The sequence below is a fragment of the Streptomyces sp. VNUA24 genome (assembly GCF_029167005.1).
GTDB classification, from domain to species: domain Bacteria; phylum Actinomycetota; class Actinomycetes; order Streptomycetales; family Streptomycetaceae; genus Streptomyces; species Streptomyces scabiei.
In genome coordinates, this window is record NZ_CP119143.1 from 6,659,864 (window position 1) to 6,673,675 (window position 13,812).

The window sequence follows — 13,812 nt, forward strand, 5'->3', positions numbered from 1 at the left end:
TGATCATGGTTCATGTGGTCCGAGAGGATCATGGCTCAGAGCGGTTCGGTCAGCCTGTCCGCCACATCGGATGATCAGTAGGCGGTCGCCCTACCGATCTGGTGAGGCTGATGCTCCGTGGTTTCACGTTCTGCCTGGCGGCGTTCACGAAGGCGAGATGCTTGGCGTCGAGCCGGTCCTGAAACCGCAGCCAGTTCTCAAGCCCTCCCCGTCCGGATTTGAGTTCGTGCTCCCACTCCCAGAAGTCAGTGTCGATCGCGTCTCCCGCGCTGACCACCGCCGGTGTGGCAACGAGGCGCACTAACCTCGCGCTTTCACGAAGCGGGCTGTCCGGCAGGTGATCAGGCAAGCAGAAAGTGCCTCTGACCAGCGAGAATGAGGATTGCTGAGGTCCTTGTTCCCGCCCCTGTCGGAGGCACTTTCCAGGTGAAGCAGCCTATCGGGTCCTATCCCCATGTCCTTGTCCGGGACGACGGCCGGGCCGTGGTCTCGCAGGCCGGTTCAGTGCTGCTGGTCGAAACCGTCCGCAAGACCGGCCTCGACCAGGCCATATCCGCAGCACTCGCCCCCTGGCGGAAACCGCGGGCCGTCCACGACCCGGGCAAGATACTCGTAGACCTTGCGCTGGCGGTCGCGCTCGGCGGCGACTGCCTCGCCGACATCGCGATGCTGCGGGCCGAGCCGGCCGTGTTCGGACCGGTCGCCTCCGACCCCACGGTCTCCCGCCTGATCGACACCCTCGCCACCGCGGACGAGAAGGCGCTGAACGCCATCCGCACCGCCCGGCACGAAGTCCGGGCCCGCGCCTGGTCGTTGGCCGGCAGCCGGGCACCGGACACCGGTGGGCAGGTGATCGTGGACCTGGACGGAGTCCTGGTCGTCTCCCACTCCGACAAGCAGGATGCCGCCCCGACCTGGAAGAAGACCTACGGCCACCACCCGCTGATGGCCTTCGTCGACCACGGGCCGGGCGGGACCGGCGAACCCGTCGCCGCTCTCCTTCGTCCTGGGAACGCGGGCTCGAACACCGCCGCCGACCACATCACCACCACTCGCCTCGCCCTCGCTCAACTGCCCAAGAAGTACCGGCGCGGACGGCAGACCCTCATCCGCTGCGACTCCGCGGGCGGCACCCACGAGTTCGTGGCCTGGCTCGCCCAACGCGGGCGCTGGCTGTCCTACTCCGTTGGCATGGTGATCAACGAAACCATCCACCAGCACGTTCTGAAGATCCCGGCATCGGCCTGGACTCCGGCCATCGAGACCGACGGCGAGGTCCGCGACGGAGCATGGGTCGCCGAACTCACCGGCGACATCCTTGAGGGCTGGCCGAAGGGCATGCGGCTGATCGTCCGCAAGGAACGGCCGCATCCCGGAGCCCAGTTGAGGATCACCGACGCGGATGGCATGCGGGTCACGTGCTTTGCCACCAACACCGCCGACCGCCCGATCGCCCAGCTTGAGCTCCGTCACCGCCTGCGGGCCCGGGCCGAAGACCGGATCCGGGCCGCCCGCGCGACCGGCATGCGCAACCTGCCCCTGCACGACACCGCGCAGAACAAGGTGTGGCTGGAGATCGTCCAGCTCGCCCTCGACCTGCTGGCCTGGATGCCCATGCTCGCCCTGACAGGCCAGACCCGCCTCTGGGAACCCCGCCGTCTGCGATTCCGCCTGTTCTCCGCAGCCGGGCAACTCGTCACCACCGGCCGGCGCCGCGTTCTCCGCCTCGCCCGCCACTGGCCCTGGACCGGTGAGGTCACCACCGCACTCGAACACCTTGCACTCTTGTCGAACCCCGGCTGACCAGCAACCTTCCCGCCCCTACGAGGGAACCAGTCCACCGGAGCAGTGGAACCCGGCGTCCACCCGAGACGAAACTCGGGCCCTCGGCCTGCCCGCCATGAGCCCCAGAAAGCGGAACGGTCCACCGACTACGTCAGCGGACCGTCACGAAAGATCGAGGCTAACCCCATCACCCGGTTCCACTCCGGCCAATCGATGTCCGGTCGTTCTCCGTGGCGCGCCCACTGGCTGAGCTGTTCATTGATCACTGCATAGGTCTTGAGAACCTCGGTGCATCCATCGCGAATCGCTTCTCGTGTCCAGTGGTGTTCCTGAGACTTACTTCCGATGCGGCCGCCGACAAAGAGGCCCGCGAGTGTGGCCACTGCGCCTATCGACGGGCCGAGCAGATCCTGAAGAACCATGCTGGAACGGTAGGCCGGGGCTGTATGCGCAGGTAGCGGCCTATCCAAGAGAGTGGGCCAGGATCAGCGCATCTCATCATGCTCATGTACGGCAAAGAGGCGATCGACTGCCTTACGGGTGCGCCCCTCGCTGCTCGGCAAGAGGTGCGTGTACGTCCGGAGCGTGAACTCCGGATCTACTTTGTCCCAGATACTGGCTGAGGGCCCGGATGTTCTCGCCTGCGTCCAACAGCACGGATGCGTAGAAGTGACTGATTCCCAATGATGCTTGTCAACCAGTGAGCCGTAGGGTGCTGCTCATGGATTCGTTGATCACTGCCGTCCGTGAACAGGGCGAGGCTGCCCGGTTTCTCGCCTGGCCGGGCGACTTCGACCTGGACCGAGGCGACCATGTCGAGGAGGTCCACCTCGCCTCGGGGGCTGCGCTCGAGAGTTTCGCCGGCGACGGCGCTGGGGGCACGTACTTCTTCTGCGGTGATGGTGGAGAGGAACGTCCCATCCTCTATGCCGACTCCGAAGGAGGTGCGGCTCTGGTTGCGATCGGCCTGCCCGAGCTCCTGCGGCTGCTGCTGGTCGCCCCTTGGTGGCGCGACTGCCAAGCGTTCACGGACGAGGAGAGTCGAGAGCTCTCGGCCGAGTACCTGGAGGACATGCCGGATCTCGCGGCTCGGAGAGACCGTGCCGCGGCGGCCCTGGGCCTCGACCTGCCAGCACAGGCAGACGTCTTGGCCCGCTTGCGGGAGGTAGCTGTTCGGATGGGAGAAGACTTCGTCCTCATCTTCACGCCGGAGGACCACTCCTACGAGCCTCTCATCAGGAACTGAGACACACCGCGGCAGCAAGCACGCGCCGTCCCAGGCGACAGGGATCAGCCCACCGCGAGACCGCGCTGAGGTGGTAGGACGTCGAAGGTTCGCTGGTCGCGGATGAGGGCCCACAGGACGTCGAGGCGTCGACGGGCGAGGGCGAGGATCGCCTGCTTGTGGCTCTTGCCCTCGGACCGTTTGCGGTCGTAGAAGGTCTTCGAGGTGGGACAGAAGAGAGCGGCGATTTGAGCGGAGAGATAGAAGACGCGCAGGAGCCGGCGGTGGTAGCGATGTGGCCGACGCATGTGGCCACTAACCTCGATCTTTCGTGACGGTCCGCTGACGTAGTCGGTGGACCGTTCCGCTTTCTGGGGCTCATGGCGGGCAGGCCGAGGGCCCGAGTTTCGTCTCGGGTGGACGCCGGGTTCCACTGCTCCGGTGGACTGGTTCCCTCGTAGGGGCGGGAAGGTTGCTGGTCAGCCGGGGTTCGACAAGAGTGCAAGGTGTTCGAGTGCGGTGGTGACCTCACCGGTCCAGGGCCAGTGGCGGGCGAGGCGGAGAACGCGGCGCCGGCCGGTGGTGACGAGTTGCCCGGCTGCGGAGAACAGGCGGAATCGCAGACGGCGGGGTTCCCAGAGGCGGGTCTGGCCTGTCAGGGCGAGCATGGGCATCCAGGCCAGCAGGTCGAGGGCGAGCTGGACGATCTCCAGCCACACCTTGTTCTGCGCGGTGTCGTGCAGGGGCAGGTTGCGCATGCCGGTCGCGCGGGCGGCCCGGATCCGGTCTTCGGCCCGGGCCCGCAGGCGGTGACGGAGCTCAAGCTGGGCGATCGGGCGGTCGGCGGTGTTGGTGGCAAAGCACGTGACCCGCATGCCATCCGCGTCGGTGATCCTCAACTGGGCTCCGGGATGCGGCCGTTCCTTGCGGACGATCAGCCGCATGCCCTTCGGCCAGCCCTCAAGGATGTCGCCGGTGAGTTCGGCGACCCATGCTCCGTCGCGGACCTCGCCGTCGGTCTCGATGGCCGGAGTCCAGGCCGATGCCGGGATCTTCAGAACGTGCTGGTGGATGGTTTCGTTGATCACCATGCCAACGGAGTAGGACAGCCAGCGCCCGCGTTGGGCGAGCCAGGCCACGAACTCGTGGGTGCCGCCCGCGGAGTCGCAGCGGATGAGGGTCTGCCGTCCGCGCCGGTACTTCTTGGGCAGTTGAGCGAGGGCGAGGCGAGTGGTGGTGATGTGGTCGGCGGCGGTGTTCGAGCCCGCGTTCCCAGGACGAAGGAGAGCGGCGACGGGTTCGCCGGTCCCGCCCGGCCCGTGGTCGACGAAGGCCATCAGCGGGTGGTGGCCGTAGGTCTTCTTCCAGGTCGGGGCGGCATCCTGCTTGTCGGAGTGGGAGACGACCAGGACTCCGTCCAGGTCCACGATCACCTGCCCACCGGTGTCCGGTGCCCGGCTGCCGGCCAACGACCAGGCGCGGGCCCGGACTTCGTGCCGGGCGGTGCGGATGGCGTTCAGCGCCTTCTCGTCCGCGGTGGCGAGGGTGTCGATCAGGCGGGAGACCGTGGGGTCGGAGGCGACCGGTCCGAACACGGCCGGCTCGGCCCGCAGCATCGCGATGTCGGCGAGGCAGTCGCCGCCGAGCGCGACCGCCAGCGCAAGGTCTACGAGTATCTTGCCCGGGTCGTGGACGGCCCGCGGTTTCCGCCAGGGGGCGAGTGCTGCGGATATGGCCTGGTCGAGGCCGGTCTTGCGGACGGTTTCGACCAGCAGCACTGAACCGGCCTGCGAGACCACGGCCCGGCCGTCGTCCCGGACAAGGACATGGGGATAGGACCCGATAGGCTGCTTCACCTGGAAAGTGCCTCCGACAGGGGCGGGAACAAGGACCTCAGCAATCCTCATTCTCGCTGGTCAGAGGCACTTTCTGCTTGCCTGATCACCTGCCGGACAGCCCGCTTCGTGAAAGCGCGAGGCTAATGCGCCCTGAGTCCCGTGGGACCGGGGCGAGACCAGCGACTCCGGCGAGGCGCCCCGCACTCCCGAAGGCGTCCCTGTCCCCTCCGGTGCAGGCGATGAACTCCGCCCCCAGCAACGGGCCCATTCCGGGCATGCTGACGATCACTTCCGCGTCGCGATGCTCACGGAAGCGGGCAGCGATCTTCAGGTCGATGCTGGAGATCTCCTCGTCCAGCGCCAGTACGGCCTTGGCCAGGGTTTGGACCACAGCGGCGGCCGTGGTCTCCCCGGCGACAGCAGTGTGCTGGGCCTGCCCTGCAGCGACGGCAGCGTCGGCCAGGGCCTGCGTGCCACGCACTTTGCGGCTCTTCAACCAGTTCGCCAGTCGGCTCGGACCGATCCGTCGTAAGGCAGCTGGCGTCTGGTAGCCGGTCAGCAGCACGAGAGCACCCTTGGATGCGGCGTAGTCGAACGCCCGCTCCAGAGCAGGGAAGTACTCCAGCATCTGAGCCCGCATTCGGTTGATGGCCCGCGTGCGGTCGGCTGCCAGGTCGCAGCGGCGAGCGGTGAGAATCTTCAGGTCCACCGCGATCTCATCCCAGTCCTGCAGAGGCTGCAGGTCCCTGCGCATCGGGGCCTGGTCGGCGATGACGTAGGCGTCCTTGGCGTCGGTCTTGCCGTCCCCTCGGTAGCTGTGGGAGGCGTGGTGAACTGTGCGGCCAGGGATATAGACGAGCCGTTGGCCGTGACCGGTGAGCAATGCGATCAGCAGGGCGGCTCCGCCCGCGTTCAGGTCGACGGCCCAGGTCACCGGGGCATCCTGAGCCAGCGCGAGGACGTCGCGTATCAGCTCCAGCAGTTCCGCCTCGTTGTTTGGTACTCGGCGTGAGAGCACCTTCGTCCCGTCTGTGTCGATCACCGTGCAGTGGTGCGCGGCCTTGCCGGCATCCGTCCCTGCCCAGAGCTCGGGCACCCGAGCCTCCCTCGTCGATCGGTTGACTGGTCCCTGCAGACGACCACGCCGACGTGTCCTTACGAAGCGATCTCTGTTCGCGCATCCCAATGAGTGGCCGTGTCGTCGCGGGGCGCTGGGCGGCCTATCAGTCAAAGCCACACGGACGGCATGAGCGCTTTCAGCCACACCCAGGCCCCTGGGTCTCCCGATCGTACGAAGGAGCGGAATCAACCCGCCAACAAGGTAAGGAGCGCGTGCATGCCGTCCTCGGGGGCCGACGCGTACGCATCGCCGCGCTTGGGCTTTGGGATGACCCCTGCGTCCGCCAGGGAAGTGTCACGTCCATCGGGGCGACTCCTCGGAATGGGCTCGAAGGGCGGCGCCACGCCCTTCGAGCTGTAGGCGGTCGTGCTGCCGACACAAAGCGGAGCGAGTGCCAAGAAGACCGAGCAGCACACCACGGCGGAGACGGTTGCGGACATTTCTGCCGGACGGCGCAAGGTCCTGCGCCGGGAGGGCGAGTTGGTCGAGGTGTTTGCCGCTTACCTGGCCGCGGTGGGCCATAAGAGCCACAGCTTCCAGATCACCATCGAGGGCGAGCCCGGAGCGCTAACCCCTGACCTGTACGACGCTACGGATCATGCGCTATATGAGGCGAAGGGGCGGACCACCCGGGCAAACGTACGGAGGCGATCGGGCAGTTGACTGACTACCGCCGGCGCATCCCCGAACGGGCGAGTCTGCGGGTGGCCGTGTTGCTGCCTAGCGAGCCCATCGCAGACGTCGGGATCTCCTCAGCGAAGAGTCCGTCGCGCTGGTCTACCAGACCGGTGACGACCTGAGTTCTTGTTGCGTGAGCTGGCCACGGGCGCGGGCTCGCCCGGCGATTCTGAGCAACTCGACTGCTCATGGACCGAGCGAGGTGCGGTCTGTCAGGCTGGTAGAACGCCGCGGTGGCTACGGCTGCTGGCACCTCCGGGCTCGCCGCCCACGCGGCGAGCCCCGGCCCGGGCCTACTCCCGGATGACCTTCATCTCATCGATGAGGATCGCGTCGTCAGAGAGGTTCGCAAAATCCGGGTTCTCGCCCTTGTATACCTTCGCGATAGCGTAGGCCTTGATGTCGACGACATCCTGTGCCGTTACCGCGAAGACGCGCAGTTCCCATTCCGAACCCGGGCCATCGTTCGCTCCACCTACACGGACATCGGGGCATGTCCACGCAGTTTTGGCCTCATTGACCACGCACGGGCTGTAGAGCGGCCAAAGCTGTCCACTCGACTCTTGGGCGTTGAACCCCCAGACTGCGTACCCCTTGGGGAGGTCCTTGATCCACCCGCTAAGGCGCACTTTACTTCCCACCTTCACAGACGTCGGCTCCGTGATCTCCCCTGTCGGTGCTACCTCGACCGGCGCGGCGTCCTTGTCTCGCTGAGCTGTGTAGGTAGCACCTCCCGTGATCATGGACGCGATGATGGCGGCAGAGACGCTGCACATCACCGGATGGCGTTCCATCCAGTTTGGTCCCGCAGAACCCGAAGAGCTGGACATGTCCCCTCCCTCACATGTGGCAAGGGGAAGCATTTCCTTCAATACCTCTTCATGGCATCGCTGAAGTGTCGCGAATTAGCTATAAAAGCCCCGTAGAGTGTATGTGTAGTGCATTTTGGCCACATCGCGCCCATTGCTTCTAGCCAGTCTTGATACCTTCGGCTGTGGAAGCGGTTGCGCTTGGTCACGGCCTTGCGAATGTTGCCTGAGGTCCTGCCCTTGTCGCCGCTCACACTGAATGCCTGCACGGCTATCCAGCCGCCGAAGATGACGGCGGCGAACCCGATGCCCTCGAGCGCGACGTCACGGCCGCGCGGGAGACGGCCGGTTTGGTGGCCCTGGCTCCGGGCCGGCGTGGTCGATGGCGTAGATCGGTGACGACTCGCCCCTCGGGGAGGACAACGGACGCGACCGCCGGGACGGTGCCCGGCTGGACGGGAGCGAGGGGCGCCGGTGCGGCGGGGTGATGGGGGTGCTCGTCGGCGCCCGGCAGCGACCCAAGGTGTATCCCCGGTAAGTCTTCATGATCGAGCAAGAGGTTCCCGACGACGTTCTAGCCGCTTACGGGCGGCTTCGCGGCGAGGGCTTCACAAGGCGTCTGGTGTCCGAAACGGCAGATCGGACCTGATGGGTGCACCGTTCACTCGTCTCAGTTGTCCGTCTCGCTCATCCCGGTCCAGAGCGGTCCATCACGGTCCACGCCTACGGCGATGGACGGGTATGGCCGCCCGCGAACGGCTCCCTGGCCATGCTCTAGCCGGGTGTGGAGCCCCGAAGCGGCGTGCGGCGGCCTCGGTTGAGGCGTTCGAGGTCGACAGCAGCCTGCCTTGGATCACGCACAGCGGCTACACCAAGACCGGTCGTGCCGGTGAGGTCACCGTGCACCGTTTGTGCTTTTAGATGCGTTAGCTCCAGCCGGTCATTGCTTTTGCTTCAATGGTGCGAGAATTCGATCAGATTGAGTCTGTATTTTTCGTGAATGGATCGAATGTTTTCGAGTGTGGTCGGTACTGCTCTAGCGGTCTACGGCAATTCCAAAGGGTGTCCAGGGCGGAGCCGGGTGACACAGAAGGTGGTCCTGTTGTCGCCTGCTAACGTCGATGTTGAGGCAGACGGCGGGCCCGCATCGCAGAGGGCGGGTTCTTCAACCACTGTGGACCTGCGCCAACAGGTTCCGCGTCGCCCAGACCAAATCGTTTCTCGAAGGGAGCGCGAAACGGTTGTGGCCCCCCGCGCCAACGAGGGGCCACCAATCGCATGGTTCCAACAGCTCGCACCGTCATCAGGCAAATGATTGGAGAAAGCCATCAGTACCAAACCCGAGACTACGGGCCCGGCCGTAGTCCCGTCGAGTCAGCATGTCTCGCCGGCTCCTTCCGTGTCGCTGGAGAAGCCCCAAACCAGCGATGATCCAACGTCGCGCTGGCGGAGGCGCCTACGGGAACTGACTCGTATCGCCAGTCGGGAGATGGTCCGCAGTATTGCTGCGGCGAGCGGCGCTGGCATCGTGACGGGAATCATCTGGTGGGTTCAGCACCGCTGAGCCCTTGAGGGCCGGGACTGCGGGTGCCCGGCCCTACTTCAAGATCGGGCACGTTGCTGCACTTCGGCCGCTTGCGGCTCACCGCACCATCGGGCCGTCTCCGGGCCGTCCGAGGGCGGCCGACGACGACCACTGACGACCAACGACGACCAACGACGACCACCATGGCCCGGCACCGGTCGCCTGGCCATGGTGCGTCTGCGCAGCTAGACCCAGGTATCCAGCCACATCCGCGACCGCCACGAGTCGATGGGGATGGGCTGGCCGGTGTAGAGGGGCCAGAAGTAGATGAAGTTCCAGGCGATCAGGAGGACCAGGACGCCGGCGCCCGCCGCGCCGGCCACGCGGCGGCGTTCCGGGGCGCCGGGGGGGCCGAGGATGGCGCCGATCATCATCGTGACGGCCAGGCAGAGGAACGGCAGGAAGACGACGGCGTAGAAGAAGAAGATCGTGCGCTCCTGGTACAGGAACCAGGGCAGATAGCCGGCGGCGACACCGCAGGCGATCGCGCCGGCCCGCCAGTCGCGGCGGAAGAGCCAGCGCCACAGGACGTACAGGACCGCGAAGGCGGCCGCCCACCACAGCAGCGGGGTGCCGATGGCGAGGACCTCGCGGGCGCACTTGTCGGCGGTGTCGACGGGGCAGCCGTCGTTGCCGGGGGACGGGGACTCGTAGAAGTACGAGACCGGGCGGCCCAGGACGATCCAGCTCCACGGGTTCGACTGGTACGTGTGCGGGGACGACAGCCCGATGTGGAACTCGTAGACCGCGTGCTCGTAGTGCCACAGGCTGCGCAGCCAGTCCGGGAGCCAGGCGAACCAGCCGCCCTTGCCCTCGGTCACCGCCCAGTTGCGGTAGTAGCCGCCGCTGCCGTCGTCGGGGGAGAGGATCCAGCCCGTCCAGGAGACCAGATACGTGGCGATCATGACCGGGACCGTGGACAGGAACGCGAGGCCCAGGTCGCGCTGGAGCGTCGCGATCAGCGGCTGCCGGGCGCCGGCGACCTTGCGGGCCGCGTAGTCCCAGAGCACGGTCATGATCCCGAAGAACACCAGGAAGTACAGGGCGTTCCACTTGGTGCCGAGGGCCAGGCCCAGGCAGAGACCGGCCAGCCAGCGGTACGGGCGCCAGCCCAGGCGTGTCGTCTCGGCGACCAGGACGTCCGGGCGCACCACGCCGTCGCCGTCCCGGGGGAGGGCGGCGGCCAGGCGTTGCCGCGCCTTGTCGCGGTCGACGACCAGGCAGCCGAACGCGGCCAGCACGAAGAACATCAGCACCTGGTCCAGCAGTGCCGTGCGGCTCATCACGAAGTGCAGGCCGTCCACCGCCATCAGCGCGCCCGCCAGGCAGCCGAGGAACGTCGAGCGGAAGATCCGACGGCCGATCCGGCACAACATCAGCACGGAGAGCGTGCCGAGCAGGGCCGTCATGAAACGCCAGCCGAACGGGTCGAACCCGAACATCAGCTCGCCCAGACCGATCACGTACTTGCCGACCGGGGGGTGGACCACGTAGGCCGCCTCGGTCGGGATGGGCACGTTCCCGTTGTTCTGGAGGATCAGCTCGTTGGCGTTCTTCGCCCAGTTGACCTCGTAGCCGCGGTGGACGAGCGCCCACGCGTCCTTCGCGTAGTACGTCTCGTCGAATATCACCGCCCTGGGGCTGCCCAGGTTGTAGAACCGCGTCAGCCCGGCGAACAGCGTCACCAGCAGCGGACCGCCCCACGCCGACCACCGGACCAGGCGTGCCGCGCCCTTCTCGCGCAGCCCGAGCGCGGCCCACACCCGTGGGCCCGGCCGGGTGTACGGGGGGACGAGCCGGGTGCGGACGTCGCCTCTGGGGGGCGCCGCGTAGCCGAATCGGCGCAGGCGGTGCTGCCACGACGGCCGCTGGTCTTCGGTGGCCTGGTCCTGCCGGGTGTCCGTGGAGGACGCGGTACTGGTCACCGCGCCATCGTAGGGAACACGGCTGTGGGAGTCCCGTGGGACGGGAATCCGGGCCGGGCGCCGCCGCTGGTCCCGCGCCCCGCCACCGGTCCCGAGCCCCGCCGCCGCTGGTCCCGCGCCCCGCCGCCGGCTCCGCCCCTGGGAGGATGGGGGGGTGACTGGAATCCTTGTGTTGGCAGGTACCCCCATCGGTGATGTCGCGGACGCGCCGCCCCGGCTCGCCGAGGAACTGGCCGGTGCGGACGTGGTCGCCGCCGAGGACACCCGGCGGCTGCGGCGGCTCACCCAGGCGCTCGGGGTGCAGCCGGGCGGGCGGATCGTCTCCTACTTCGAGGGCAACGAGGCCGCGCGTACGCCGGAACTCGTCGAGGCGCTGGTGGGCGGGGCGCGGGTGCTGCTGGTCACCGACGCGGGCATGCCGTCCGTCTCCGACCCCGGGTACCGGCTCGTCGCCGCGGCCGTGGAGAAGGACATCCGCGTCACCGCCGTGCCGGGTCCCTCCGCCGTTCTCACCGCGCTCGCGCTGTCCGGGCTGCCCGTGGACCGGTTCTGCTTCGAGGGGTTCCTGCCGCGCAAGGCGGGGGAGCGGCTGGGGCGGCTGCGCGAGGTCGCCGAGGAGCGGCGCACGCTCGTCTACTTCGAGGCGCCCCACCGCCTGGACGCCACGCTCACGGCGATGGCCGAGGTCTTCGGCGCGCAGCGGCGGGCGGCGGTGTGCCGCGAGCTGACCAAGACGTACGAGGAGGTCAAGCGCGGGCCCCTCGGGGAGCTGGCCGAGTGGGCGGCGGCCGGGGTGCGCGGCGAGATCACCGTCGTGGTCGAGGGGGCGCCGGAGAAGGGGCCCGAGGAGCTGGACGCGACGGAGCTGGTGCGGCGGGTCCGGGTCCGGGAGGAGGCCGGGGAGCGGCGCAAGGAGGCGATCGCCGCGGTGGCGGTGGAGGCGGGGCTGCCGAAGCGGGAGGTCTTCGACGCGGTGGTCGCGTCGAAGCGGGCTGCGCCGTAGGGGGACGAGGGGGTGGGGGGTGCGTGGGCGGGTGCGGGTCCGGTGGGGGCTGGTCGCGCAGTTCCCCGCGCCCCTGAAAGACACAAGCCCTGCGGGCCTGAAGCCGACGGCCCTGCGGGCCTGAAGCCGACGGCGCTGTGGGCCTGAAAAGCAGTGGGCGCGGCCCATGCTTTTCAGGGGCGCGGGGAACTGCGCGAGAAGCCTCACCGGCGTGCGCCCGTCGACGTACCCGACCCCCCACCCCCGACGCGCCCCATGTCCCGGCAAAGCAGAGCAAAGCACAGCCCTCGCGCGAACGGCCTTCCCACAAGGACGGGCCAAAACGGCTTCAACAGTCGGCAGGTGGGGTGCACTCCAGGTCCTCCGAGGAGTCCCATGGGTGCAGAGGACGTACTCGTCCTCGGCGTCCAGCGGACCAGAGGAGCTGGCAATGACCGAGATCGCAGAGCGCGCAGTGCTGCGCGACACCGCCACCGCCGTCGTTCACGAGTCCTACTCGTTCGCCTGCATGCGCTGCGGGCACGGCTGGGAGCAGTCGTACGAGATCGAGCACCACAACGACGCCCAGGGCCGGGACTTCGTGATGTACGTGGCCGACGGCAAGGTCGTGCCGTCCCCGCTCTCCCGGCCGGCGTGCCAGAACTGCGACGGTCATGTCGTACGCATCATGCGGGCCGGCCAGGTGTCGTCGGTCCGGGACGCCGAGCACCGGCGCCACGTGCCGAAGCCGCGCCCGGCGGCGGCGGACACCGCGGACGCGCCGGACGCGGCGGACACCGGGGCGGCGGAGGCCGGGGAGCACCACCACTGGCACTTCTCCGACCTGCTGCACCCGTTCCACCGCAAGGCGAGCTGATCCTCCCCCCAGTGAGCCTGCAGGGCATGTCCCGATCGTGCGATTCGTAGGATCGGGGCATGCCTTCGAACGACTCCGGTACCGCGTCCGGCAAGAACGCCAGGAACGACAGGAACGCCGCGCCGCCGCTCCCCGAACCCCTGCGGGTACCGGTCGCGGATTCGCACACCCATCTGGACATGCAGTCCGGCACGGTCGAGGAGGGCCTCGCGAAGGCCGCCTCCGTCGGGGTGACCACGGTCGTCCAGGTCGGCTGCGACATCAAGGGCTCCCGCTGGGCGGCCGAGACGGCCGCGCGGTACGAGGCCGTGCACGCGACGGTCGCCCTGCACCCCAACGAGGCGCCGCGGATCGTGCACGGCGACCCGGACGGCTGGTCCCGGCAGGGCGCCCGGACCCCCGGCGGTGACGCGGCCCTCGACGACGCGCTCGCCGAGATCGACCGGCTGGCCGCGCTACCGCAGGTCAAGGGCGTCGGGGAGACGGGCCTTGACTACTTCCGGACCGGACCGGAGGGCAAGGCCGCCCAGGAGCGCTCCTTCCGCGCGCACATCGAGATCGCCAAGCGGCACGGCAAGGCGCTCGTCATCCACGACCGCGACGCCCACGACGACGTGCTGCGGGTCCTGAAGGAGGAGGGCGCTCCCGAACGGACCGTCTTCCACTGCTACTCCGGCGACGCCGCCATGGCCGAGGTCTGCGCCGAGCACGGCTGGTTCATGTCCTTCGCCGGGAACATGACCTTCAAGAACGCCCAGCCGCTGCGCGACGCCCTCGCCGTCGCCCCCCTCGAACTCGTCCTCGTCGAGACCGACGCGCCCTTCCTGACACCCGCGCCGTACCGCGGACGGCCCAACGCGCCGTATCTCGTTCCGGTCACGGTCCGGGCGATGGCCGCGGTCCGGGGGATCGGCGAGGACGCGCTGGCGACGGCGATCGCGGCGAACACGGCGAGGGTGTTCGATTACTGACGGATCACGCTCCTTGG

Annotated in this window: 10 protein-coding genes and 4 pseudogenes; 6 read left to right on the forward strand and 8 right to left on the reverse strand. The window is 68.1% G+C overall.

What is annotated here, in order from left to right; translation table 11 throughout:
• Positions 1-426 precede the first annotated feature (426 nt).
• Positions 427-1,803 (forward strand): IS1380 family transposase, encoded by a 1,377-nt coding sequence (locus PYR72_RS28580; protein WP_275453335.1) that lies wholly within the window; start codon positions 427-429, stop codon positions 1,801-1,803.
• Positions 1,804-1,931: 128 nt separating this feature from the next.
• On the opposite strand, the gene PYR72_RS28585 is transcribed toward PYR72_RS28580, so the two are convergent.
• Entirely contained in the window at positions 1,932-2,207 is a 276-nt protein-coding gene (locus PYR72_RS28585; protein WP_275457964.1) for a hypothetical protein, read from the reverse strand.
• 63 nt (positions 2,208-2,270) lie between these two features.
• Positions 2,271-2,457, reverse strand: a pseudogene (locus PYR72_RS28590) (hypothetical protein); the annotation flags it as partial.
• Between the two features lie 49 nt (positions 2,458-2,506).
• Here PYR72_RS28590 and PYR72_RS28595 point away from each other — a divergent pair.
• Positions 2,507-3,031, forward strand: coding sequence for a hypothetical protein (locus PYR72_RS28595; RefSeq protein ID WP_275457965.1), 525 nt, complete (start codon positions 2,507-2,509; stop codon positions 3,029-3,031).
• Between the two features lie 44 nt (positions 3,032-3,075).
• Here the strand turns inward: PYR72_RS28595 and PYR72_RS28600 are convergent.
• From PYR72_RS28600 to PYR72_RS28610, 3 genes and pseudogenes are all read right to left on the reverse strand, one after another.
• A pseudogene (locus PYR72_RS28600) lies at positions 3,076-3,330 on the reverse strand (IS110 family transposase); the annotation flags it as partial.
• Between the two features lie 159 nt (positions 3,331-3,489).
• Positions 3,490-4,866 (reverse strand): IS1380 family transposase, encoded by a 1,377-nt coding sequence (locus tag PYR72_RS28605; protein ID WP_275453335.1) that lies wholly within the window; start codon positions 4,864-4,866, stop codon positions 3,490-3,492.
• A gap of 121 nt (positions 4,867-4,987) precedes the next feature.
• Positions 4,988-5,944 (reverse strand): annotated as a pseudogene (locus tag PYR72_RS28610) (IS110 family transposase); the annotation flags it as partial.
• A gap of 390 nt (positions 5,945-6,334) precedes the next feature.
• Here PYR72_RS28610 and PYR72_RS28615 point away from each other — a divergent pair.
• Complete coding sequence (locus tag PYR72_RS28615) at positions 6,335-6,631, forward strand: hypothetical protein (protein WP_275457966.1); 297 nt, start codon at positions 6,335-6,337, stop codon at positions 6,629-6,631.
• Between the two features lie 308 nt (positions 6,632-6,939).
• On the opposite strand, the gene PYR72_RS28620 is transcribed toward PYR72_RS28615, so the two are convergent.
• The 3 genes and pseudogenes from PYR72_RS28620 to PYR72_RS28635 all read right to left on the reverse strand — a co-directional run bounded on the left by PYR72_RS28620 (position 6,940) and on the right by PYR72_RS28635 (position 10,965).
• A complete protein-coding gene (locus tag PYR72_RS28620; RefSeq protein WP_275457967.1) occupies positions 6,940-7,440 on the reverse strand; it encodes a hypothetical protein in 501 nt (166 codons plus the stop codon).
• 200 nt (positions 7,441-7,640) lie between these two features.
• Positions 7,641-7,984: pseudogene (locus PYR72_RS28625) on the reverse strand (hypothetical protein); the annotation flags it as partial.
• 1,241 nt (positions 7,985-9,225) lie between these two features.
• The gene (locus PYR72_RS28635) at positions 9,226-10,965 is read right to left on the reverse strand and encodes a phospholipid carrier-dependent glycosyltransferase (protein ID WP_275457968.1); all 1,740 of its coding nucleotides are present in this window, start codon (positions 10,963-10,965) and stop codon (positions 9,226-9,228) included.
• A 154-nt stretch (positions 10,966-11,119) separates the two neighbouring features.
• On the opposite strand from PYR72_RS28635, the gene rsmI reads away from it, so the two are divergent.
• The 3 genes from rsmI to PYR72_RS28650 all read left to right on the forward strand — a co-directional run bounded on the left by rsmI (position 11,120) and on the right by PYR72_RS28650 (position 13,795).
• A complete protein-coding gene (gene rsmI / locus PYR72_RS28640; RefSeq protein WP_275457969.1) occupies positions 11,120-11,968 on the forward strand; it encodes a 16S rRNA (cytidine(1402)-2'-O)-methyltransferase in 849 nt (282 codons plus the stop codon).
• Positions 11,969-12,398: 430 nt separating this feature from the next.
• On the forward strand, positions 12,399-12,824 hold the full coding sequence (locus PYR72_RS28645; RefSeq protein ID WP_275457970.1) for a hypothetical protein: 426 nt from the start codon (positions 12,399-12,401) through the stop codon (positions 12,822-12,824).
• 59 nt (positions 12,825-12,883) lie between these two features.
• Positions 12,884-13,795: a TatD family hydrolase gene (locus PYR72_RS28650; RefSeq protein ID WP_275457971.1), complete on the forward strand. Its 912-nt coding sequence runs from the start codon at positions 12,884-12,886 to the stop codon at positions 13,793-13,795.
• Positions 13,796-13,812: the final 17 nt, after the last annotated feature.

Coding starts and splice junctions, on each gene's coding strand:
- PYR72_RS28585 (WP_275457964.1), bottom strand. CDS start 2,207: ATGGTTCTTCAGGATCTGCTCGGCCCGTCGATAGGCGCAGTGGCCACA.
- PYR72_RS28645 (WP_275457970.1), top strand. CDS start 12,399: ATGACCGAGATCGCAGAGCGCGCAGTGCTGCGCGACACCGCCACCGCC.
- PYR72_RS28650 (WP_275457971.1), top strand. CDS start 12,884: ATGCCTTCGAACGACTCCGGTACCGCGTCCGGCAAGAACGCCAGGAAC.
- PYR72_RS28620 (WP_275457967.1), bottom strand. CDS start 7,440: ATGGAACGCCATCCGGTGATGTGCAGCGTCTCTGCCGCCATCATCGCG.
- PYR72_RS28595 (WP_275457965.1), top strand. CDS start 2,507: ATGGATTCGTTGATCACTGCCGTCCGTGAACAGGGCGAGGCTGCCCGG.